At 53.5% G+C, this 22,303-nt stretch carries 18 protein-coding genes and 2 pseudogenes; 8 read left to right on the plus strand and 12 right to left on the minus strand.

The window, feature by feature from the left end; translation table 11 throughout:
- Positions 1 to 130: 130 nt before the first annotated feature.
- The 3 genes and pseudogenes from MIM_RS06965 to acnB all read right to left on the minus strand — a co-directional run bounded on the left by MIM_RS06965 (position 131) and on the right by acnB (position 4,972).
- Positions 131 to 1,321 carry an aminotransferase-like domain-containing protein gene (locus MIM_RS06965; protein WP_025372038.1) on the minus strand — a complete coding sequence of 397 codons (1,191 nt, stop codon included), beginning with the start codon at positions 1,319 to 1,321 and terminating at the stop codon, positions 131 to 133.
- 416 nt (positions 1,322 to 1,737) lie between these two features.
- Complete coding sequence (locus MIM_RS06970) at positions 1,738 to 2,109, minus strand: glyoxalase superfamily protein (RefSeq protein ID WP_025372039.1); 372 nt, start codon at positions 2,107 to 2,109, stop codon at positions 1,738 to 1,740.
- A 276-nt stretch (positions 2,110 to 2,385) separates the two neighbouring features.
- A pseudogene (gene acnB, locus MIM_RS06975) lies at positions 2,386 to 4,972 on the minus strand (bifunctional aconitate hydratase 2/2-methylisocitrate dehydratase).
- 233 nt (positions 4,973 to 5,205) lie between these two features.
- Here acnB and MIM_RS06980 point away from each other — a divergent pair.
- Positions 5,206 to 6,168 carry a hypothetical protein gene (locus MIM_RS06980; RefSeq protein ID WP_025372040.1) on the plus strand — a complete coding sequence of 321 codons (963 nt, stop codon included), beginning with the start codon at positions 5,206 to 5,208 and terminating at the stop codon, positions 6,166 to 6,168.
- A 248-nt stretch (positions 6,169 to 6,416) separates the two neighbouring features.
- Here the strand turns inward: MIM_RS06980 and MIM_RS06985 are convergent, their stop codons facing one another.
- The 5 genes and pseudogenes from MIM_RS06985 to MIM_RS07005 form a co-directional block, all read right to left on the minus strand.
- Positions 6,417 to 6,692 carry a GNAT family N-acetyltransferase gene (locus tag MIM_RS06985; RefSeq protein WP_025372041.1) on the minus strand — a complete coding sequence of 92 codons (276 nt, stop codon included), beginning with the start codon at positions 6,690 to 6,692 and terminating at the stop codon, positions 6,417 to 6,419.
- A 63-nt stretch (positions 6,693 to 6,755) separates the two neighbouring features.
- Positions 6,756 to 7,316, minus strand: coding sequence for a hypothetical protein (locus MIM_RS06990; protein ID WP_245592831.1), 561 nt, complete (start codon positions 7,314 to 7,316; stop codon positions 6,756 to 6,758).
- 47 nt (positions 7,317 to 7,363) lie between these two features.
- On the minus strand, positions 7,364 to 8,815 hold the full coding sequence (locus tag MIM_RS06995) for a bifunctional 2-methylcitrate dehydratase/aconitate hydratase (RefSeq protein ID WP_025372043.1): 1,452 nt from the start codon (positions 8,813 to 8,815) through the stop codon (positions 7,364 to 7,366).
- Between the two features lie 63 nt (positions 8,816 to 8,878).
- Positions 8,879 to 10,106 (minus strand): annotated as a pseudogene (gene prpC, locus MIM_RS07000) (bifunctional 2-methylcitrate synthase/citrate synthase).
- Between the two features lie 403 nt (positions 10,107 to 10,509).
- Positions 10,510 to 11,499 carry a malate dehydrogenase gene (locus MIM_RS07005; RefSeq protein ID WP_025372044.1) on the minus strand — a complete coding sequence of 330 codons (990 nt, stop codon included), beginning with the start codon at positions 11,497 to 11,499 and terminating at the stop codon, positions 10,510 to 10,512.
- A 177-nt stretch (positions 11,500 to 11,676) separates the two neighbouring features.
- On the opposite strand from MIM_RS07005, the gene MIM_RS07010 reads away from it, so the two are divergent.
- The 7 genes from MIM_RS07010 to MIM_RS07040 all read left to right on the plus strand — a co-directional run bounded on the left by MIM_RS07010 (position 11,677) and on the right by MIM_RS07040 (position 17,457).
- Positions 11,677 to 12,432 (plus strand): GntR family transcriptional regulator, encoded by a 756-nt coding sequence (locus MIM_RS07010; protein ID WP_025372045.1) that lies wholly within the window; start codon positions 11,677 to 11,679, stop codon positions 12,430 to 12,432.
- Between the two features lie 105 nt (positions 12,433 to 12,537).
- Complete coding sequence (sdhC, locus tag MIM_RS07015; protein WP_025372046.1) at positions 12,538 to 12,951, plus strand: succinate dehydrogenase, cytochrome b556 subunit; 414 nt, start codon at positions 12,538 to 12,540, stop codon at positions 12,949 to 12,951.
- On the plus strand, positions 12,951 to 13,328 hold the full coding sequence (gene sdhD / locus MIM_RS07020) for a succinate dehydrogenase, hydrophobic membrane anchor protein (protein WP_042070070.1): 378 nt from the start codon (positions 12,951 to 12,953) through the stop codon (positions 13,326 to 13,328). The genes sdhC and sdhD overlap by 1 nt, the downstream gene beginning before the upstream one ends.
- Positions 13,329 to 13,331: 3 nt before the next feature.
- Complete coding sequence (gene sdhA / locus MIM_RS07025) at positions 13,332 to 15,110, plus strand: succinate dehydrogenase flavoprotein subunit (protein WP_025372048.1); 1,779 nt, start codon at positions 13,332 to 13,334, stop codon at positions 15,108 to 15,110.
- A 10-nt stretch (positions 15,111 to 15,120) separates the two neighbouring features.
- Entirely contained in the window at positions 15,121 to 15,837 is a 717-nt protein-coding gene (locus MIM_RS07030; RefSeq protein WP_025372049.1) for a succinate dehydrogenase iron-sulfur subunit, read from the plus strand.
- 6 nt (positions 15,838 to 15,843) lie between these two features.
- A complete protein-coding gene (locus tag MIM_RS07035; RefSeq protein WP_025372050.1) occupies positions 15,844 to 16,104 on the plus strand; it encodes an FAD assembly factor SdhE in 261 nt (86 codons plus the stop codon).
- A gap of 39 nt (positions 16,105 to 16,143) precedes the next feature.
- Complete coding sequence (locus MIM_RS07040; protein ID WP_025372051.1) at positions 16,144 to 17,457, plus strand: citrate synthase; 1,314 nt, start codon at positions 16,144 to 16,146, stop codon at positions 17,455 to 17,457.
- 146 nt (positions 17,458 to 17,603) lie between these two features.
- On the opposite strand, the gene MIM_RS07045 is transcribed toward MIM_RS07040, so the two are convergent.
- The 4 genes from MIM_RS07045 to MIM_RS07060 form a co-directional block, all read right to left on the minus strand.
- A complete protein-coding gene (locus MIM_RS07045; RefSeq protein WP_025372052.1) occupies positions 17,604 to 18,107 on the minus strand; it encodes a MarR family winged helix-turn-helix transcriptional regulator in 504 nt (167 codons plus the stop codon).
- A 42-nt stretch (positions 18,108 to 18,149) separates the two neighbouring features.
- A complete protein-coding gene (locus MIM_RS07050; protein ID WP_222836925.1) occupies positions 18,150 to 18,920 on the minus strand; it encodes a DNA alkylation repair protein in 771 nt (256 codons plus the stop codon).
- A gap of 321 nt (positions 18,921 to 19,241) precedes the next feature.
- Complete coding sequence (locus tag MIM_RS07055; RefSeq protein WP_025372054.1) at positions 19,242 to 19,640, minus strand: DoxX family protein; 399 nt, start codon at positions 19,638 to 19,640, stop codon at positions 19,242 to 19,244.
- Positions 19,637 to 21,919, minus strand: a complete 2,283-nt coding sequence (locus MIM_RS07060; RefSeq protein ID WP_025372055.1) for an NADP-dependent malic enzyme — start codon at positions 21,917 to 21,919, stop codon at positions 19,637 to 19,639. Before MIM_RS07060 ends, MIM_RS07055 begins: the two co-directional genes overlap by 4 nt.
- Positions 21,920 to 22,303: the final 384 nt, after the last annotated feature.

Raw genomic sequence — 22,303 nt, forward strand, 5'->3', positions numbered from 1 at the left:
TGCGCAAACAGTATTAAGTGTAGACCATTTTACTCCTTTTTACCTGTGCGGCAGCCAACAAAAAAGGCGGCTACCACACAGGATAGTCGCCCTTTCGGATATGACAGATGAATTTAAATGACCAGCCGCCTTAAGCCGTAAAGAGTTTACCCAGATCGGCAATGCCGGACCGGATTTTTTCTTCGGTTACGGTCACGAAACTTAAGCGCAGCGTGTTTTTCGGTGCATTGGCGCCGGGGTAGAACGGTTCACCTGGTACATAGGCAACGTTGTACTGTTCTACAGCCTGAGCCAGCGCCTGGGTTGTGTCAAACTGTTCGTCTACTTTTACCCAGATAAACATGCCGCCGGTAGGACGAGTCCATTTGGCCGACTTGGGAAAATGCTCATCCATCGCGTCAAGCATGTACTGGCACTGATTGCGATACAGCTCGCGCACTTTGGGCAGATGCGTGGTCAGGAAGCCATCCTTGATGGTCTCGTACACTGCCATCTGGGTGACCGAAGCCGTATGCAGATCGGTGGCCTGTTTGATTTGCACCAGTTTGGCGATGATTTCGCGCGGTGCAACCAGGTATCCCAGACGCATGCCGGGCGAAAGCACTTTGGAGAAGGAACCCATGCGCAAAACGGTCGCACCGGCCTCACGCCCAAGATGCAGCAGCCCGGGCAGCGGTTCGCCCGCATAGCGCAATTCGCCGTAAGGATCATCTTCCACAATGGGTACATTCAGGCGGGCACAGCGCTCGACCAGCGCCTGGCGGCGTTCCAGGTTCATGGTGCGGCCGGTTGGGTTCTGAAAGTTGGGCAGGCAGTAGATGAAACGGGCGCCATCCGCTTTCTCTTGCGTGATGTCTTCAGGGATCAGGCCGCCGTCATCGGTCGCTACCGGTTCGTATACCGGCTCATACAGCGAAAATGACTGGAGTGCACCCAGATAGCTGGGCGATTCCACCAGCACTTTGCTACCCGGATCAATCAGCAGTTTGCCAATCAGATCCAGCGCCTGCTGGGAACCGGAGACAATAAGCACTTCCTCCACATCGATTTTCGTGCCGCGGGCCTGGAAGTCGCTGACAACCCATTCGCGCAATGGACGGTAGCCTTCAGTAGGGCCGTATTGCAGTGCGACTTTGGGAGATTCAGACAGGACTTTGTCGTACGCTGCGCGGATCTGCTCGCTGGGGAAACCCAGATGGGATGGCAGACCACCGGCAAATGAAGTGACTTCAGGACGTTCGGTAATTTTCAGGATCTCGCGGATGGCGGAGCTGGTCAGTTGCGTAGCACGTTTGGAAAATTGAAATGGAGCTCGGTTCATAATGACAGTTGGAATGATTCGGACTGATAGATGAGGCGCAGGTTGCGCACTGGCACAGCCCGGCATCACAGGAATGGCTTTAATCCATACAGAACCGCAAGTCTTGTGTAAAAGACATGTTTATAGAAATTTTGTTAATTCGTATAAAGCGTCTATCTGGTAAAGTATGCTGTTGATTACACCACCACCGGCGCGCCTTTTCAAGCGATTGATGCAAAACCGCGCAATTTGTGAGCCAAAGGTGGTTTTTGCCGCGAAACTGTTATGGCCGGCTCACCAATACAGTACCGGCAAAGGCTTACCGCGCTTCCCGGGTGGCGGAGCAAACGCATTGCAAGGTGGGGTGCAATGCTGCCCGCAAGTGATGGGCCGTTAGTGTGCTTTGGAGCTAGTGTGCTTTGCATTCCATCTGCCGGTTAGCTGTGCTCATGATGCTGTTCACAAAATCTCAGATGGTTGCCGAAAGGATCGGTGACATTCATGTTGAAACCCCAGGATTCTTTTGTGATGTCAGGGCGGGCGAAAGAAGCGTTTTTGTTGATCAGATCCTGCTGCAGTGCGTGAATCCCCTCCATGGGCAGGAAAACCGCGCTGCCGGGCGTACCATCTCCGAAATGTTCGCTCAGGTGCAGGACCAGATTGTCACGAGCGATCTCCATATATAAGGGCATATCGGGTGCAAAACGATGTTCCCAGCGCTTTGTAAAACCCAGGAAATCCAGATAGAACGTCTCGGCCAGCGGGATGGAGAAAATGCGCAGAATGGGGATGGCGTGTTCAAGGTGCATGGCAGCGTATCCGAAAGGGAAAGGGGGCCTGAGGTGTTCAGGTACCACCGGGCAATGTTACTGCATTGAGATTGCAGTGGTGGCGCGGCCGCGAAACATTTTTGAAAACAGGCAAAAAAACGGCACCGCCGACAATCGGATTTTAGTCCGCCTGGCAGGGTGCCGTTTACATGTACCGTTGCGCTGCGTACGCACGCGCGCCGGCATTTACTTTTTTGTAGCCAGATCACTCAACCCCGAAGGGGTGAGCGAGGGTGGCCGAGGCCGATAGTGCCGTCAGATACCAACAGAATCGGCAATTTCCTTGAAGTCTTCGATCTGGTCGAAGTTCATATAGCGGTAAATGCTTTCGCTGTTTTTGTCGATGATACCCATGTCGGCCATGTATTCCTCGCGTGTTGGAATTTTGCCAAGACGTGAGCAGATCGCAGCCAGTTCAGCCGATCCCAGATACACGAAGGAATTTTTACCCAGGCGGTTGGGGAAGTTACGGGTACTGGTCGACATGACCGTCGCGCCTTCGCGAACCTGTGCCTGGTTACCCATGCACAATGAGCAGCCTGGCATTTCCATACGGGCACCGGCCACGCCAAGCACGCCGTAATGGCCTTCTTCTGTCAGCTGTTTCTGGTCCATTTTGGTTGGCGGCGCAACCCACAGTTTTACCGGAATATCGCGTTTGCCTTCAAGCAGCTTGGAAGCGGCGCGGAAGTGTCCGATATTGGTCATGCAACTGCCGATAAAGACTTCGTCGATTTTCGCGCCGGCGACATCGGACAGGGTTTTGACGTCATCCGGGTCGTTCGGGCAGGCCACGATAGGCTCGTGTACGTCGGCCAGGTCGATTTCGATGACCGCAGCGTATTCGGCGTCGGCATCGGGTTCGAGCAATTGCGGGTTGGCAAGCCAGGCTTCCATGGCTTTGATACGGCGGCCCAGAGAGCGCTCGTCTTCGTAACCATTGGCGATCATCCATTTGAGCAAGGTGATATTGCTGTTCAGATATTCGATAATGGGTTCTTTGTTCAGACGGACGGTACAACCGGCAGCAGAGCGTTCTGCAGATGCATCTGACAGCTCGAATGCCTGTTCGATTTTCAGATCAGGCAGACCTTCGATTTCCAGAATACGGCCGGAGAAAATATTTTTCTTGCCCTGTTTGGCAACAGTGAGCAGGCCATCCTTGATGGCGTACAGCGGAATGGCATTAACCAGGTCACGCAGGGTCACGCCGGGCTGCATTTTGCCTTTGAAGCGAACCAGTACGGATTCAGGCATATCCAGTGGCATCACGCCGGTGGCTGCGGCAAAGGCGACCAGACCGGAACCGGCAGGGAAGCTGATACCGATAGGGAAGCGGGTGTGCGAGTCACCGCCGGTACCCACTGTGTCGGGCAGCAACATGCGGTTGAGCCATGAGTGGATGATACCGTCGCCGGGACGCAGTGCGATACCGCCACGATCACTGATGAAATCAGGCAGTTCGTGGTGCGTTTTGACGTCTACGGGTTTTGGATAGGCTGCGGTGTGGCAGAAAGACTGCATGACCAGGTCAGCAGAGAAGCCCAGGCAGGCCAGGTCCTTGAGTTCATCACGTGTCATGGGGCCGGTTGTATCCTGGCTGCCTACTGAAGTCATTTTGGGCTCGCAGTAGGTGCCGGGGCGAACACCGGTGCCTTCTGGAAGACCACAGGCACGGCCGACCATTTTCTGGGCCAGTGTGTATCCTTTGCCTGAATTTGCAGGGTCAACCGGCAGGCGGAACAGGGTAGAGGCGGGCAGGCCCAGTGCTTCACGGGCTTTGGCGGTCAGGCCACGGCCGATGATCAATGGAATGCGGCCACCGGCACGCACTTCGTCAAACAGCACTTCAGATTTGACCTTGAATTCGGCGACGACATTGCCGTCTTTCAGGGCTTTGCCTTCGTATGGGCGCAGTTCTACAACGTCACCCATGTTCATGTTGGAAACGTCCAGTTCGATCGGCAGAGCGCCGGCATCTTCCATGGTGTTGTAGAAAATGGGGGCGATTTTGCTGCCCAGACAGACGCCGCCAAAGCGTTTGTTCGGTACAAATGGGATGTCCTGGCCGGTAAACCACAATACTGAGTTGGTAGCCGATTTACGTGATGATCCGGTACCAACAACGTCACCAACGTAGGCGACCAGATTGCCTTTTTCCTTGAGTGCATTCAATTGGCTGATAGGACCGATTTTGCCAGCCTCCTGAGGTTCGATACCTTCACGCGGGTTTTTCAGCATGGCCAGGGCGTGCAGCGGGATGTCCGGACGGCTCCATGCGTCGGGGGCGGGAGACAGATCGTCGGTATTGGTTTCGCCGGTGACTTTGAAAACGGTGATTGTCAGGCTTTCTGGCACTTCAGGGCGGCTGGTAAACCATTCGGCATCGGCCCAGCTTTGCAGTACGGCCTTGGCGTTGGCATTGCCTTTTTCGGCTTTTTCCTGAACGTCGTGGAAGGCATCAAATACCAGCAGGGTTTTTTTCAATGCATCTGCGGCGATGGTACCCAGTTTTTCATTATCCAGCAGCTCGATCAGCGGGCTGATGTTGTAGCCGCCCAGCATGGTGCCGAGCAGTTCAGTGGCTTTTTCTTCGGAAATCAGCGGGCATTTTTTCGGTGCCGAAGGCGACGGCAGCCAGGTACGATGCCTTGACTTTGGCGGCATCGTCAACCCCTGCGGGGACACGGTGGGTCAGCAGGTCTAGCAGAAATGCCTCTTCCCCGGCAGGCGGTGCCTTGAGCAGCTCAATAAGCGCTGCTGTTTGCTGTGCTGAAAGAGGAAGTGGAGGGATGCCGAGCGCATCGCGTTCTGCGGCGTGCTGACGATAGGATTCCAACATGGTAAGACCCTTGAAATAGAGGAGGAGGGAAATGATTTTCGTCTATCATTATAAGGGTTTAGCACTATATTAGCAAATGTCTTATATAAGACATAAGACTGACTTGATCCCACTGCAACAGGGGCAAAACCCGTTACAATCTCCTTCCGCTGGTGCAGGGTTTGCAATTTTGTGTCAGGCTGACGGGAGTCTGTTGCGGTTTGCCGCCGCTTAACGAATCGTAAGGAAACAAAATGGCCGGAAAAAAGTTCCCACTTGCCGTGGGCGTAGTTGCTGTGATCGCCGCAGGCGCCTGGTTTGGTGCTAACTACTATGCCAAAACCCAGGTTGAGGAAAAGCTCAACGCCTATCTGGTTGAAAACGACATGCAGAACAATGTGACCTGGGGTGCGCTGGATGCATCCATACTGGGCAGCGCTTCCCTGCATGACGTTAAAGTTGTGCGCAAAGACGATCCGGCAAAATTTCTGACCATTAAAAATGTCAAAGTGAATGATTTGCAGACCGGCAGCGACGATAAAAAAGTGGATTTTTCCTTCTCGGGTCTGGCCGATGAGACGGGCAATAGTCCGTTTAGCGCTGCCTTGAAGGAAAAGGCAGGCCAGTTGGGCTATGACAGCCTGCCGCTGCTGGACGGACGGGTCAGGGGCACGCTGAATGAGAAACAGGATACCTCCGACTACGATATCACCCTGAATCAGCCCGAAGTGGGTAACTTCAACGTGGTGCTCAAGGCCGACAAAATTGTCGGATTGATCAATACGGTTCGTACCCGTGAAAAAGAACTACAGTCCAACCCGCTGCTGCTGATCAGTGCGCTGTCGCCGGTGACCATAAGAGAATTGAACATCAAGTTTGATGACGCGGGGCTCATGCCACGCGTGGTTAAGGTTCAGCAGGGTGTGGCGCCGGTAGACGGCAATCCGACAGCGCAACAGAAAGAGGCGTTCGAAGCGCGTCTGGCCAAATCGGAAAGCGACTGCCGCCAGCAGGCTCCCACGCTTGGCATTGCGGATGCAGAAGGTGTATGTACGGCGGTCAGCCGTTTTATGAAAAACGAGGCCAGGAGCCTGAATGTGCAGGCCAGTCCCAATCCACCTTTGCAGCTTATGACATTCGTCATGCAAACGCAGATGGGCAATCCTCAGGGCATTCTTAAGGCAGTACAGCAACTGAATCTGAAAATCACCAACTGATCAGCCTCGCACACCGGTCTGTGGTCCGCTGATAATGGCGGTTGTAAAAGGCTACGATCATGAGCGTCGCGCTTGTCGTCGTGGGGGGGCGGTGTTGCGTTGTTGAAGTGAGGACGGGGGGCAGCGCTCCCCCGCTGATTGAATCATCTTGTGGTGAATCATCTCGTAGTGTCAACTCAAGGTGTCAACTCAAGGTGTCAACTCAAGGTGTCAACTCAAGGTGAATCATCTCGTGTCAACTGCCTGAATCAGGTGCGCAGCGGTTCCAGCTGCGGATGGCGCTTGAAGTAAGCGGCCGTGTAGCTACACACAGGATTGATTTTCCAGTTATTGGCACGTGCCAGGTCCAGTGCAAATTCGGTTAGTTTGCCGGCAATACCGCGCCCGCCGACCGCGTCGGGCACAATGGTGTGCAATACATGCATCACCGGCGCCTGCAGTCGATATTCTATATAGCATAGATTGTTGTCAACGTTGGCTTCGATGCGGCCTGTTTCGGGGTGGTGGGTAATCTGTAATGTCATATGCACTCCTTATCTGTGGGGCGACCGCGAACGCAAGGGGCGCTGCGACGCCGTAGCGGGCGGTTACTGGCGGCCCAGCAGCATCATGCTCCAGAAAATAATCATCAGCACGATACCCAGCAGGCATGCGCCCCACAGGCCGAGTAATGGCCAGCGGATGCGTAGCGGAACCGTTTTGGGGTTAACATGTGCCAGCAGGATATTGGCATGGCCGGCCAGCCATACGGTGCTGTTGGGCAGGAACAGACGCAAAAAATAATCCAGCAAAATCGCGCCGCGAATCCCCAGCGGATAGCGGTTAAACGGTTGTTGCGTCAGATAGGGATGTTTAAGCGTGGCATTGGTTTCTTTGAGCGAGACGAATGCCAGATACAAAATAGAGACAGTGGCAATCACAAAACAGGCGACCAGCAGGCTCAGGATAAATGGCAGTGCGGTCGCGATATAAGGATGAAACATGGCAGCAGGATGGGATAACAAAAGTGATGGGCGAATCTGACAATAGTAAGCGAATTTTCCGGTAAGCAGGGTATGCGAAGCCCGCTGTGGCGATATTTCCTGCCAGGGCAGGGTCTTTTCAGAATGCTGCGCAATCGCGGCTCTGGTCTCGGCGCGCCGAAGCACCGGGCAGGCGCACCCTTGTGTTTTATCGCTCCGGTGCCTGCACTGCCTTAAATGACATACAAATCCATATACTCGTGGACCGGCATGGCTTCGAGCGTTTTCTGGTCCAGTGAAACGGCCAGAATGTTCTCCTGTTGTTTGCCCGGAAATGCGCGCGCCAGGTTGACGCGAAACTTGGCCTCCAGCAGTGGAATGCCTTCCTTGCGGCGGCGCTTGTGACCTATCGGATATTCGCAGATCACTTCATCCAGTGTGCTGCCATCGTTCAATTGCACCGTGAGCGCATTGGCAATCGAACGTTTTTCAGGGTCATGATAATCGCGGGTAAACGCCGGATCTTCAACACAATTGATTTTCTCTCGCAAGGCATCAATGCGTGGATCGGCGGCAATCGTGTTTTCGTAGTCGCCCGCCGTGAGGCGACCTAGCAGCAGGGGCACGGCAACCATGTACTGAATGCAGTGATCGCGGTCTGCCGGGTTATTGAGTGGTCCTTTTTTATCGATGATACGGATGCACGCTTCGTGGGTACGGATGGTGATTTGCCTGATATCGTCGGCAGACTTGCCTGCCGCTTTCAGTTGATCGTGAATTTGCATGGCGCATTCAACGGCGGTCTGTGCATGGAATTCGGCCGGGTACGAGATCTTGAACAGTACGTTTTCCATGACGTAACTGCCATAGGGGCGCTGAAAGATAAACGGCTGTCCCTTGAAAAGCACATCATAAAAGCCCCAGGTTCTTGCGGTCAGCACCGATGGGTATCCCATCTCACCTGTTTTGGCCATCAGGGCCAGGCGTACGGCGCGACTGGTGGCATCGCCGGCCGCCCAGGATTTGCGGCTGCCGGCGTTGGGGGCGTGGCGATAGGTGCGCAGGCTTTGACCATCCACCCACGCCAGCGACACGGCGTTAATAATTTCGTCACGACTCAGTCCCAGCATTTGCGCGACCACGGCGGTAGAGGCCACTTTGACCAGCACCACATGATCCAGCCCGACTTTGTTAAACGAGTTCTCAAGGGCAATGCAGCCCTGAATCTCATGCGCCTTGATCATGCCCGTTAGCACCTCGCGCATGGTCAGCGCAGCCTTGCCTGCTGCTACCGCATTGCGTGACAGCCAGTCGGCCGTGGCCAGAATGCCGCCCAGGTTGTCCGAGGGGTGACCCCATTCTGCGGCAAGCCAGGTGTCATTGAAATCGAGCCAGCGAATCATGGCGCCGATATTGAATGCCGCCTGTACCGGATCGAGCTGAAACTGCGTGCCCGGCACTTTGGCGCCATTGGGCACCATGGTGCCCGGTACGATGGGGCCCAGCAGCTTGCGGCATGCCGGGTACTCAAGCGCCTCCAGCCCGCAGCCCAGCGTATCGATCAGGCAGTTGCGTGCCGTTTCATACGCCAGGTCGCTACTGAGTTCCTTGTAGAGAACGTAGTCGACAATATCGACAAGGACCTGATCGGGATCAGGGCGAACAGCAGAAACAGGGCCGGACATAGCGCTCCCCCATAACAAAACAACAAGGTTCAAAACAACAAGGTTTTAACGTCCGCGCTGCCTTTATTTGCGTTTGGACAGCGGCACGAATTTCTGATCGTCCGGGCCGGTGTAATTGGCGGTCGGGCGGATGATCTTGTTGTCGATACGCTGTTCAATGATATGGGCAGACCAGCCCGCGGTACGGGCGATGACGAACAGTGGCGTAAACATGGAAGTGGGAACGCCCATCATGTGATATGACACGGCAGAAAACCAGTCCAGGTTCGGAAACATCTTTTTGATGTCCATCATCACGGTCTCCAGTCTTTCGGCGATATCGAACATTTTGGTTGTGCCGGCGTCCTGGGACAGTTTTTTTCGCGACTCGTTTGATCACGACATTCCGAGGATCAGAAATGGTGTAAACCGGATGACCGAAGCCGATAATGACTTCCTTGTTTTCCACGCGCTTGCGGATATCTGCCTCGGCTTCATCGGGGGTGTCGTAGCGCTTTTGGACTTCGAAAGCCACTTCGTTCGCGCCGCCATGTTTCGGGCCGCGCAGGGCGCCAATCGCACCTGTGATGGCAGAGAACATGTCTGAGCCTGTGCCGGCAACTACGCGGCCGGTAAAGGTGGAGGCATTGAATTCATGTTCTGCGTACAGAATAAGTGAGGTGTGCATGGCGCGAACCCATTCTTTTGATGGTTTTTCGCCGTGCAGCAAATGCAGGAAATGGCCGCCAATGCTGTCATCATCGGTTTGGACGTCAATGATGCGGCCATTGTGGCTGAAGTGATACCAGTAGAGCAGGGCCGAGCCCAGGCTGGCCATCAGTCGATCGGCGATATCACGGGCGTCAGCGATATTGTGATCGTCTTTTTCGGGCAGGGTGCAGCCCAGTACCGACACGGCGGTTCGCATGACATCCATCGGGTGGCTATGGGCAGGCAGCGATTCCAGCACGGTTTGCAGATTGGCTGGCAGGCCGCGATAACGTTTCAGCTTCTGTTTGTAGGCCGTCAGTTCCGCTTGCGTTGGCAGTTTGCCATGGATAAGCAGATGGGCGATTTCTTCAAATTCACTGGAGTCGGCCAGATCGAGAATGTCATAGCCACGGTAGTTCAGGTCGTTGCCGCTGCGTCCCACGGTGCAGATAGCCGTGTTGCCTGCAACCACGCCGGACAGGGCAACGGATTTTTTCGGTTTGAATCCGGCGGGATTGTCCCCGCCGGCCAGTGTTGCGGCAGGGACTGGTGTGCTCGCGGACTTGCTGGCTTTTGCTGCCTTGGTTGATTTTGTAGACATAATGAATAATCTCCTGACGATTGTGAAATGTTATTTTTGCTGATGAACAGGGCGTCAAGCTTCTGTTCGAAATCGTGTTAACCAGTGCGATCATGCGGCTTATCGCGGGGTTGCATCTGGTCGATTATATGACTCAGCAGACCATCGCGAAGGATGGCGGTATAGACGTTCTTTGTCGTCTTCTATGTAGTACGAAAATCACGGCACGAAAAGCCGACAGTGGATACAGTACCACACCCACGTCGTTGCTGCCGGGTTCTGCTGCGCAGAGCAGTCGCGCCTGACCCGTTGGTTCGTGACTGCCTGTAGCAGGCTACAAGTTGTGTAATAGGTAGCAGGTAATGGGTAACGGGTAATAGGGCAAAAAAATAGCCACGACGTCGTGGCTATTTTTTTCAGTGGATTAACCCAGCAGATCGGCAACGCCGTCGCGCTCTTCGAGCAACTCGTTCAGGGTAAAGTCCATGCGTTCACGGGAAAACTCGTTGATTTCCAGGTCTTTTACAACCGTGTATTCACCGTTTTCTGTTGTGACAGGCACGCCGTAGATGATGCCTTCGGGAATGCCATAAGAGCCGTCAGAAGGAACACCCATGGTGACCCATTTGCCATTGCTGCCCAGAACCCAATCACGGACGTGATCAATCGCTGCATTGGCTGCTGAAGCGGCTGAGGAAAGGCCACGTGCGTCAATGATGGCGGCGCCGCGTTTGCCTACGGTAGGAATAAAGGTGTCTTTGTTCCATGCGTCGTCATTGATAAGCTGTTCCAGACCTTCTCCACCAACGGTGGCAAAGCGGATGTCCGGGTACATGGTGGGTGAGTGGTTGCCCCACACGACCAGTTTCTCGATATCTTTAACAGCTTTGCCGGATTTTTGTGCCAGCTGGGTAAGCGCACGGTTATGATCCAGGCGCAGCATGGCGGTGAAGTTTTTAGCAGGCAGATCCGGTGCGGATTTCATAGCGATATAGGCGTTGGTATTGGCAGGGTTGCCAACAACCAGCACTTTTACGTTGCGGCTGGCGACTTCATTCAGTGCCTTGCCCTGTGCTGTGAAAATCTGCGCATTCACTTTAAGCAGATCTTTGCGCTCCATGCCGGGGCCACGCGGACGGGCACCTACCAGCAGAGCAATATCAGCATCTTTGAAGGCTGTTTTCGGATCGCTGTGAGCGGTAATTTCCTGCAGCAATGGGAAAGCGCAGTCATCCAGTTCCATGATGACCCCTTTGAGGGCCTTTTGCGCTTTTTCATCGGGGATTTCCAGCAGTTGCAAAATAACAGGCTGGTCTTTACCGAGCATTTCGCCTGATGCAATGCGGAAAAGCAGAGCGTAGCCGATCTGACCGGCGGCGCCCGTGACGGCGACGCGTACGGCGGGTTTGGACATAGAGATCTCCAATAAATTAGGGGAAAAAAACGAAGGTATTTGAAGAGATTTTAACGCTAAAGCTTAGTAGAAATCTGCGGTATCGTCAAATTGTCTTATAACTTATATCTTATATAAGAATAGACAATTCTGCTTGCAATATGAGATAATAAGCAGGTTTTAATTTGTTCGCCGAACATGTCTGAAATCCCAACCCCTTCGTTGAAATCGCCTGCTGCGGCATTCAGCCCTCTATATAAACAGATCAAGGACCTGCTGGTTCATAGTCTGCACGAAGGCGAATGGAAGCCTGGTGAAAACATTCCCAGCGAGCTCGATCTGGCAGCGCGCTTTCAGGTGAGTCAGGGTACCGTGCGTAAGGCGATAGACGAGCTGGCGGCAGAGAATTTGCTGATCCGTCGTCAGGGCAAGGGAACATTTGTTGCTACGCACCATGAAGCACAGGTTCGCTATCGTTTTTTAAGGTTAAAATCCGATAGCGAAGAAAGTGCGGCGCGCGCCCAAAGCGTCTATTTGCAGTGTGATCGCCAGCGTGCACCGCAGGATGTGGCTCGTGTGCTTATGCTGCGCGGCAGCGATTCGGTGATTTATATCCGGCGTATCATGTCTTTTGGTACGGTACCGACGGTACTGGACGAAATCTGGCTGCCGGGAGATGCGTTCAAAGGCTTGAGTATTGAAAAGCTCCAGGCTCTGAACGGCCCGCTTTACGGTTTTTTTGAAACTGAATTCGGTGTGAATATGGTTCGTGCCGATGAAAAACTCAAGGCCGTATCCTGTGATCCCACGACTGCCGAACTGCTGAAAGTTGAACCGGGTACGCCGCTGCTGCAGGTTAATCGCGTGTCGTTTACCTATGGGGACAGGCCCATGGAGATTCGGCGCGGTTTATATGTAACAGAACATTATCATTATCGAAATGGTTTAAACTAATTCGATCAGAAAGTCAGAAAGAGCGGGGGTCGGCCAGCGACTCTTCGCTTTCGAACGTGCGTTTTTATTTTTTATTTTGTTGTCGTTTGTTTCCTAGAGGCCGTTATGTCAGACACCCCGTCAAAACAGCGCCCGCAATATCGTAATATCGATGTTGCCCAGATCACAAAATACCACCTGCCGGCCGCCGGCAAAGTGTCTATTTTGCATCGAATCAGTGGCGCTCTGCTTTTTCTCAGTCTTCCCATTATATTGATTCCGCTTTTTGCAGCCAGCGTGGCTTCGCCGGAAAGCTTCGCATCATTGGGCAGTGGGGCGGGTGGCTTCATTCTCAAGCTGATCCTGCTGGTTCTGCTGTGGGGTTTCATGCATCACCTGTGTGCCGGTATCCGCTATCTGGTTCTTGATCTGCATATCGGTATCGACAAGGTCTCGGCACAGAAAAGCGCCGCCGTGGTGTTGGGAGTCAGCCTGGCGCTGACCCTGGTGTTCGCCGTTAAAATGTTTGGAGCGATCTGATGGCCAAGGAACTGGTAGGTACAAAACGGCTGGTTGTGGGTGCCGGCTATGGTATTAAGGATTTCATCGTACAGCGTATTACAGCCGTGATTCTGGCTGTGTATTCAGTCATTTTTCTGATTGCAGCGCTGTTTACGCCCATTAACTACGAATCCTGGAAGGGTTTCTTTACGTTCTCCTGTTGGGGCTTGCCCGTGGGGCAGATCGCCGCAACGCTGGCATTTTTCTCGCTTGCCTGGCATGCGTGGATCGGCGTGCGCGATATCTGGATGGATTACGTCAAACCCGTAGGTGTCCGACTGACGTTACAGGTACTCACTATCCTGTGGCTGATTGCCGCCGTCCTGTATTTCGCAAAAATTGTCTGGAGTTTATAAGCCGTGGTCGCTATCAATTCATCATTACCGCGCCGCCAGTTTGATGTAGTGGTTGTAGGTGCCGGCGGGTCCGGTATGCGCTGCTCCCTTCAATTGGCTCAGGCCGGATTATCCGTCGCCGTCCTTTCCAAGGTTTTTCCAACCCGTTCTCATACCGTTGCCGCGCAGGGTGGTATCGGTGCTTCGCTGGGTAACATGAGTGAGGATAACTGGTACTGGCACATGTACGATACCGTCAAGGGATCAGACTGGCTGGGCGACCAGGACGCCATCGAATTCATGTGCCGTCAGGCGCCTCATGCTGTTTACGAGCTCGAACACTTCGGCATGCCGTTCGATCGCAATGCCAACGGCACCATTTATCAGCGTCCTTTCGGCGGACACACTGCCAATTTCGGTGAGAAGCCCGTACAGCGTGCCTGTGCTGCAGCTGACCGTACCGGTCACGCGCTGCTGCATACCCTGTATCAGCGCAACGTCGCTGCGCGTACCCAGTTCTTCGTCGAATGGATGGCGCTGGATCTGCTGCGTAACGATGCCGGCGATGTCGTGGGTGTGACCGCGCTCGAAATGGAAACCGGTGAAGTCTACATTCTGGAAGCCAAGGCTGTGGTGCTGGCTACCGGTGGCGCCGGCCGTATCTGGCAAGCCTCTACCAACGCCTTCATCAATACCGGCGATGGCCTGGGCATGGCTGCCCGTGCAGGTATCTGTTTGCAGGACATGGAATTCTGGCAGTTTCACCCAACCGGCGTGGCCGGTGCCGGCGTGCTCATTACCGAAGGGGTGCGCGGCGAAGGCGGCATCCTGTTGAACAAGGATGGTGAGCGTTTCATGGAACGTTACGCGCCAACCCTGAAAGATCTGGCACCACGCGATTTCGTCTCGCGCTCCATGGACCAGGAAATCAAGGAAGGCCGTGGCTGCGGTCCCGACGGCAGCTATGTGGTGCTCAAACTGGATCACCTGGGTGCGGATGTCATTAACAAACGTCTGCCTTCGATTCGCGAAATTGCTATCAAATTCGGTAACGTGGATCCGATCAAGGAACCGATTCCTGTGGTCCCAACCATTCACTATCAGATGGGCGGCATTCCGGCCAACTATCATGGTGAAGTGGTTACCTGGGAAAATGGCGAAGAAAAAATCGTCAACGGTCTGTATGCCATTGGTGAATGTGCTGCGGTATCGGTTCACGGTGCAAACCGTCTGGGCACAAACTCACTGCTGGATCTGGTGGTGTTTGGCCGCGCTGCAGGCAACCGGATTGTGGAATCGCATCTGGAACGTCAGCTCGCCCATCAGGATCTGCCTAAGGAATCATTGGACTTCTCGCTGGCGCGTATCAATGAACTGGAATCGCGCAAATCAGGCGAGAAAGTTCAGGATGTCGCAAACAGCATCCGTGTTTCCATGCAGCGTCACTGCGGTGTGTTCCGTACGCTCGAACTGCTGAAGGAAGGCGTCGGCCAGATCGACGAGCTGGCTGAGCAGGCCAAGCATGTCAAGTTTGATGACAAATCCAAAGTATTCAATACGGCGCGTGTCGAAGCGCTGGAACTGGCCAATATGACGGAAGTGGCCCGGGCGACGATCAAGTCTGCGGCAAACCGCAATGAAAGCCGTGGCGCCCATGCGTTGAACGATCATCCTGAGCGTGACGATGTGAACTGGCTCAAGCACACCTTGTGGCATTCTGCCGACGGTCGTCTGGAGTACAAACCAGTACATATGAAACCGCTAAGTGTGGAGTCGTTCCCTCCAAAAGCACGTACATTCTAAGCAGGGTATTATGAGTACAAAACGTATCATGAAATTCGAGATTTACCGCTACGATCCTGATAAGGACGAGCGTCCCTACATGCAGAAACTGGAAGTGGAACTGCAACCCACCGACAAGATGCTGCTCGATGCCATTATCCGCATCAAGAATGACGTTGATGACAGTTTTGCCATTCGTCGTTCCTGCCGCGAGGGTGTGTGTGGCTCCGATGCCATGAACATCAATGGCAAGAACGGTCTGGCATGTACAACCAATCTGAATGAGCTGAAGGAGCCTGTGGTTCTGCGTCCGCTGCCTGGTCTGCCGGTTATTCGCGACCTGATCGTTGATATGACGCACTTCTTCAACCAGTATCATTCTGTTCGCCCGTATCTGGTCAACGACACGCCGCCGCCGGAAAAAGAGCGTCTGCAATCGCCGGAAGCCCGCGAAGAGCTCGATGGTTTGTATGAATGTATTCTGTGTGCGTGCTGCTCGACTTCCTGTCCGTCTTTCTGGTGGAATCCTGACAAATTTGTCGGCCCTGCCGGATTGCTTCAGGCTTACCGGTTTATTGCAGACAGTCGTGACGAGGCTACTAACTCCCGTCTTGACAATCTGAATGACCCGTACCGTCTGTTCCGTTGCCATACCATTATGAATTGCGCCGATGTATGTCCTAAAGGGCTGAATCCGACCAAGGCAATTGGCAAGATCAAGGAACTGATGGTTCGTCGCGCGGTCTGATCAAAGATGGCCACACTAACCGAACTGGAACGGGCGCGTCTTCGCTGGCGTGCCCGCCGGGGACTGCTTGAAAACGATCTGATCATTACCAAATTTCTGGATCGTTATGAACAGGAGTTGACTGACGAGGATGTCTCGTCGCTCACTCAGCTTTTTGAACTTGATGACAACAGTCTGCTTGATATTCTTCTTGGTCGTGCCAATCCGGAAGGTATCTATGATACGTCTAATATACAACGCCTTATCGAATTGATGCGGCAGGAATAGCGGGCGGACCGAAGTCTGGTTTTTTCTTAAGGATGTTAAATGAACCTCTCTGACAAGAAAGCGATTCTGAGCTTTTCAGATGATTCGACGAAGATTGAGCTGCCTATCTACAAGGGCACGGTAGGACCGGATGTCATTGACATTCGCAAGCTGTACAGTCAGACCGACATGTTTACCTATGATCCCGGCTTCATGTCCACTGCGGCCTGCGAATCTGCAATCACCTATATTGATGGCGACAAAGGCGAATTGCTGTACCGTGGCTATCCTATCGAGCAACTGGCAGTTAACTGCAGTTTCCTGGATATCTGCTATCTGATTCTGAATGGCGAGTTGCCCAATTCAGCGCAGAAGGAAGAGTTTGACCAGACCGTAACGCATCACACAATGGTCAACGAGCAGATGCATTTTTTCCTGCGCGGCTTTCGTCGTGACGCCCACCCGATGGCTGTGCTGACTGGCCTGGTTGGTGCGCTGTCCGCGTTCTATCACGACTCTACAGATATTACCAACCCAGAGCACCGCCACATTTCTGCCATTCGTCTGATTGCAAAAATGCCGACGCTGGTGGCCATGGCATACAAATACTCTTTGGGTCAGCCTTATATCTATCCGCAGAACAATCTGTCATACACAGGCAACTTCCTGCGCATGATGTTCGGCACTCCTTGCGAAGAGTACAAAGTGAATGATGTGGTAGAGCGCGCGCTTGACCGCATTTTCATTCTGCATGCCGATCACGAGCAAAATGCGTCTACATCAACTGTGCGCCTTTGCGGTTCTTCAGGGACCGATCCGTTTGCTGCGATTGCTGCCGGTGTTGCTTGCCTGTGGGGTCCTGCTCACGGTGGCGCCAACGAAGCTTGCCTGAAAATGCTGGAAGACCTGCAAGCCAATGGCGGTATCGAGAAAGTTGGCGAGTTCATGGAAAAAGTGAAGGACAAAAACTCAGGCGTGCGTCTGATGGGTTTTGGTCATCGCGTTTACAAAAACTACGATCCTCGCGCCAAGCTGATGCAGGAAACCTGCAAGGAAGTGCTCGAATCACTGGGTCTGCAAGACGATCCATTGTTCAAGCTGGCCATGGAAGTGGAACGCATCGCTCTGGAAGATCCTTACTTCGTCGAGCGCAAACTGTACCCGAACGTCGATTTCTACTCAGGCATCGTACAGCGCGCCATTGGTATTCCGACATCACTGTTCACCGCGATTTTCGCATTGGCTCGTACAGTAGGCTGGATTGCACAATGGAACGAAATGTTGTCTGATCCTGATTACAAAATCGGTCGCCCACGTCAGTTGTACACCGGCTATTCAGCTCGTGAAGTAGGCACGATCGATACACGCAAATAATACTAGCGTAACGCTTGTTGAAAAAACCGCAGATCTTTGATTTGCGGTTTTTTTTTGAGTTGTGTGAACCGGCGTAAAATAGCGGGTTGTGACTTCTTCTTCAATCAGGAGATTGAAGTTCCGCAAGCAAGTGAAGATTCCGCATGCTACGGCTTGCTTTCATTTGAGCGGGGCAGGGCTTGAGCAACTAGATCAAGGAGAGTGGAAAGTTGCTTCTGTTCCGTCGTGGAAAGCGTTCCAAATATCCCGGCGATCCAGTGACTATGTTGATTCACAACTGTTTTTGCGAGCTGCTTGCCCTTGCTTGTCAGCACTATAAGGACGCCGCGGCGGTCATGACTATCCAGTTGGCGCTCGATCAGTCCTTCTCGCTCCAGGCCGTCGAGTAAGCCGGTGATCGTCGCTCTTTTTACGCCCGCCTGCTGAGCTAATACATTTGGTGCCAGCCCGTTTTTTGCCGCGTCAAGCAGAAATAGCAGGACAAATCTTCCTTCGGAAAGCCCATGGGGTGCGAGCTGATCAGCACACTCTCTATCTATTGCAGTGGCCAATGATAATGTCTGAAAGCAAACACGCATGCTGTCGACATTCGGAATGTGCCGGCGTTCTGCATCTTGTAGAAGTGCCTGGTATTTTTGCGCTAATTTCATGTTTTAGTGATCTTCTGGTGGGTCTGTATTGCGGGACTGTTTCTATTTCAACGAGCGCAATGCTCTTCTCACAATTCGCGTGGTGCTCTGGTTATCAGGCGCTTCTTCCAGCCACCGCTGGCACAGGCTGCGAACCCAGTTGGGCTGATCTTTTGCTGCATCGTTTAGCCAATTACCAACGGAGTCCTGTACATAGTGTGCTGGATCGGCGTGCAGCGGTTCGAGAATAGGTAACGCCAGATTCGGCTCTTGTTTAAGTGCTGCAATATGCGTACACCAGACACCACGTGGCCGGATTGATTCAGAGGAAAAGCGTCTTATTCTTTCGGAAGGATTGTCTGCCCATTCAGCTAGATAATCGATACTGGGTTGCAGGTCTGCAGCGATATGCCTTCTTACTGCCATCCATGCCCATTCGCGCACACCAAAGTGATGATCGTCGGCCAATGGCGCGATGGCATCAAGACGATCTTCGATTGACATAGTCTCAATCGATCCGATAAGAAAGCAACCCCATCCGCGAACGGTATCTGATGGACAATTGAGTAAATGAGGAAGTGTGGCAGGGCCCACGTGTTCGTATATGAGCTGGCCGGTTACGGTCATGCGTTTGAGAATGCCTGTTTGGCTTTCCTGTTTCAGCATATTGATGGCTTTTGTTCCAATCTCCGGGAGCGTTGCACGCATCAACGTCGCAAAATCCACGGCTAAGCATTCTGTCAAATTGGCCGTTTCAATTGCCCCGTTGTTGAGCAATCGAAGTCGCTCGCCGTCAATTTGGGGTGCGCTTGCCATCTTGTCGGATTTCGCCATCTCAACTTCCTTTGCTTCTTCAATTGCGGTGCTGGTTGCATGTGGGTTTATAGATTATTAGGTGCCTTATAATAAGGCGCCTAATTAAATATTATCAGCAGTATTTGGTCTCTGCAAGACACAAATCCGTACCGCAACTTCTGCTATGAGGTAAGTGAAAGCAACGCCCGCAAGTTGGCAATGAGTTTAACGTTTGGGGTGTTTTGCTGATGGCGGGAACAACGCATGAGCGCGTTCCCGCTGTGTGGATGGATGCTGTCGGAAAAGTCGATTAATCTGTGGACAGGTGCCTGAGCTTTCGGCTATTCACGACAGACTGCTTTAGTTGTTGTACGGGCTATTCATGCTGAAGCGACCCGCGCCACCCAGAAAAACAGCGACGGCGGTAAACAGGAAGAAATACTGCGCTTCCAGCCGCAAGCCGCCATTGCCCGTCAGCATGGCCAGTTGTCCGGTGTGTGCGAGCGCAATGGCGACCAGCATATTGATAATGACCAGGACCGCAGCAACCCGGGTGTATAAACCCACAATAAGCAGTATCGGTGCAATCACTTCACCGATATACACGCCGTAGGCCACGAACCCGGGCAGGCCATGCGAAGCCACCATGCCCATGATGCCGCCGATGCCATTCTGGACCTTGAAGATGCCATGCATGAGCAGGAGAATGCCAAGCGTCAGACGCAGCACGAGTTTTGACAAATCATCCGAACGCATTATTTAGACTCCTCAAGGGTATCAACGACCGCCAGCGCAGTCATGTTGACAATGCGGCGGGTGGTTGTGCTGGTGGTCAGAATGTGCACGGGCTTGGCAGCGCCCAGCAGAATCGGCCCCATGGCAATGCCGTGGCTGCCGGTCATTTTCAGCATATTGTAGGTGATATTGCCGGTATCCAGATTGGGCATGATCAACAGATTGGCGCGACCGGCCAGGGAAGAGTCGGGGTAGGCTTCCAGGCGGATGCGTTCGGATAAGGCCGCATCCGCATGCATTTCGCCATCCACTTCCAGGTCGGGGCGACGCTGCGCGATCAGGCGACGGGCTGAAGCCATCTTGCGAGAAGAGTCTGATGGACGGCTGCCGAAATTGGAGTGCGACAGCAGGGCAATTTTCGGCTGAATGCCAAAGCGGATCATTTCATTGGCTGCCTGAATGGTGATGTCGGCAATCTGTTCGTCAGTCGGGTCTTCGTTCACATGCGTATCACAAATGAACAGGGTCTGGTCCGGCAGGATCAGTACGTTCATGGCGGCATAGGTGGTCACGCCTTCCTTCAGGCCGATCACTTCTGACACATACTTGAGCTGGTTGTCAAAACGGCTGCCCACGCCGCAGATCATTGCATCTGCATCGCCGCGGTCGATCAGCAATACACCGATCAGTGTATTGTGCTTGCGCACCATGGCTTTGGCCACATTGGGTGTGATTCCGTCACGACCTTTGAGTTTATAGTATGCGGTCCAGGTTTCGGTGAAGCGCTCGTCGTCTTCCGGATTGACCACTTCCATGTTGGTGCCGGCAGCCAGACGCAGTCCCAGTTTCTTGATGCGCATCTCGATCACGGCAGGACGTCCGATCAGGATCGGATAGGCCAGTTGCTCGTCGATCACGGTTTGCGCCGCACGCAATACGCGCTCGTCTTCCCCGTCGGCATAGACCACGCGTTTCGGCGGCGTGATGCGGGCCTGTTTGAACAGGGGGCGCATCAATGGGCCGGAGCGGTAGACGAAGCCCAGCAGTTGCTGGCGATAGGCATCCATATCTTCGATGGGGCGCGTAGCGACACCGGAATCCATGGCTGCCTGGGCGATGGCCGGAGAGATCTGCACGATAAGCCGGGGGTCGAAGGGTTTGGGAATAATATATTCAGGACCGAAGCTCAGATCGGCGCCTTCGTAGGCCAGGGCAACTTCATCGCTTGGCTCGGCCTGCGCCAGTTCGGCAATGGCCCTCACGCAAGCCATTTTCATTTCTTCGGTAATGCGAGTCGCGCCCACGTCCAGCGCGCCGCGGAAAATGAAGGGGAAGCACAGAACGTTATTAACCTGGTTAGGATAGTCGGAGCGGCCGGTTGCGATGATGCAGTCCGGGCGTACCGCTTTGGCAACTTCAGGGCGAATCTCGGGATCAGGGTTGGCCAGGGCCAGAATCAGGGGAGACGGTGCCATGGTGGCCACCATGTCCTGTTTCAGCACATCCTTGGCCGAACAACCCAGGAATACGTCGGTGTCGCGCATTACATCAGCCAGCGTCCGGTCTTCTGTTTTTTGTGCGTAACGTGCCTTGTTCGGCTCCATGTTTTCGTCGCGACCTTCCCAGATCACGCCGCGGGAGTCCACAACATAAATGTTCTCGCGCGAGACGCCGAGATTAACCAGCAAGTCCAGGCAGGCAATCGCGGCAGCACCGGCACCGGAGCAGACCAGCTTGATTTTACCGATGTCCTTGCCGACGATTTTCAGGCCATTGAGGATGGCGGCCGAAGAGATGATGGCCGTTCCATGCTGGTCGTCATGGAAAACCGGGATTTTCATGCGTTCGCGCAGTTTTTTCTCAATATAGAAGCATTCGGGCGCCTTGATGTCTTCCAGGTTGACGCCGCCCAGCGTCGGTTCCAGCGCGGCGATAATATCCACGAGCTTATCAGGGTCATTTTCTGCCAGCTCGATATCAAATACATCCACTCCGGCAAATTTCTTGAACAGGCATCCTTTACCTTCCATCACCGGTTTGGAGGCCAGCGGGCCGATATTGCCCAGGCCCAGCACGGCAGTACCATTGGTAATCACGCCAACCAGATTAGAGCGCGAGGTGTATTGTGAGGCGGCCATATCGCCATCGGCAAAAATCGCCATGCATGCCGCTGCCACGCCGGGAGAATAGGCCAGCGACAGGTCGTCCTGGTTAGCCAGCGGTTTGGTTGGCGTAACGGAAATCTTGCCTGGCGTAGGATAGGCGTGGTAATCCAGCGCAAGTTTATTAAGGTCGTGGCTCATGGTTTAAATCCTTAAGGTTCAATAATATTGTTATGTTCATTGCTATGCATGATTTGCAGTTTCGATATGATAACGCCGTTGCCTGTTCTCCGGCGGCAAGTTGCCTCCTTTGGCTGCAGGCGGTTGTCCGGCGGCGCGGTGTCGGGTGAGCTGATTGCCTGATGATCGGTCGCGTGCGCGGCGGTCACTACGCCGATCGTTTCTGAGTCGTCCGTGGGTCGTTAACAACGAAATATCGAAATATATCAATCACAATCGATTGAAACCGGTTATTTCTTTCATAATCGAAAAAGTTCCTTGGATTAAGTCTCACCGATGGTTATACTTTAACGCATTGGCTATCAAGGCTATGTTATGTGCCTTCTGCCCGCTATCCGCAACTCG

This window comes from Advenella mimigardefordensis DPN7, from assembly GCF_000521505.1.
GTDB classification, from domain to species: domain Bacteria; phylum Pseudomonadota; class Gammaproteobacteria; order Burkholderiales; family Burkholderiaceae_B; genus Advenella; species Advenella mimigardefordensis.

Coding starts and splice junctions, on each gene's coding strand:
- MIM_RS06965 (WP_025372038.1), bottom strand. CDS start 1,321: ATGAACCGAGCTCCATTTCAATTTTCCAAACGTGCTACGCAACTGACC.
- MIM_RS06970 (WP_025372039.1), bottom strand. CDS start 2,109: ATGCACCTTGAACACGCCATCCCCATTCTGCGCATTTTCTCCATCCCG.
- MIM_RS06980 (WP_025372040.1), top strand. CDS start 5,206: ATGGCCGGAAAAAAGTTCCCACTTGCCGTGGGCGTAGTTGCTGTGATC.
- MIM_RS06985 (WP_025372041.1), bottom strand. CDS start 6,692: ATGACATTACAGATTACCCACCACCCCGAAACAGGCCGCATCGAAGCC.
- MIM_RS06995 (WP_025372043.1), bottom strand. CDS start 8,815: ATGTCCGGCCCTGTTTCTGCTGTTCGCCCTGATCCCGATCAGGTCCTT.
- MIM_RS07005 (WP_025372044.1), bottom strand. CDS start 11,499: ATGTCCAAACCCGCCGTACGCGTCGCCGTCACGGGCGCCGCCGGTCAG.
- MIM_RS07010 (WP_025372045.1), top strand. CDS start 11,677: ATGTCTGAAATCCCAACCCCTTCGTTGAAATCGCCTGCTGCGGCATTC.
- sdhC (WP_025372046.1), top strand. CDS start 12,538: ATGTCAGACACCCCGTCAAAACAGCGCCCGCAATATCGTAATATCGAT.
- sdhD (WP_042070070.1), top strand. CDS start 12,951: ATGGCCAAGGAACTGGTAGGTACAAAACGGCTGGTTGTGGGTGCCGGC.
- MIM_RS07030 (WP_025372049.1), top strand. CDS start 15,121: ATGAGTACAAAACGTATCATGAAATTCGAGATTTACCGCTACGATCCT.
- MIM_RS07035 (WP_025372050.1), top strand. CDS start 15,844: ATGGCCACACTAACCGAACTGGAACGGGCGCGTCTTCGCTGGCGTGCC.
- MIM_RS07040 (WP_025372051.1), top strand. CDS start 16,144: ATGAACCTCTCTGACAAGAAAGCGATTCTGAGCTTTTCAGATGATTCG.
- MIM_RS07045 (WP_025372052.1), bottom strand. CDS start 18,107: ATGAAATTAGCGCAAAAATACCAGGCACTTCTACAAGATGCAGAACGC.
- MIM_RS07050 (WP_222836925.1), bottom strand. CDS start 18,920: ATGGCGAAATCCGACAAGATGGCAAGCGCACCCCAAATTGACGGCGAG.
- MIM_RS07060 (WP_025372055.1), bottom strand. CDS start 21,919: ATGAGCCACGACCTTAATAAACTTGCGCTGGATTACCACGCCTATCCT.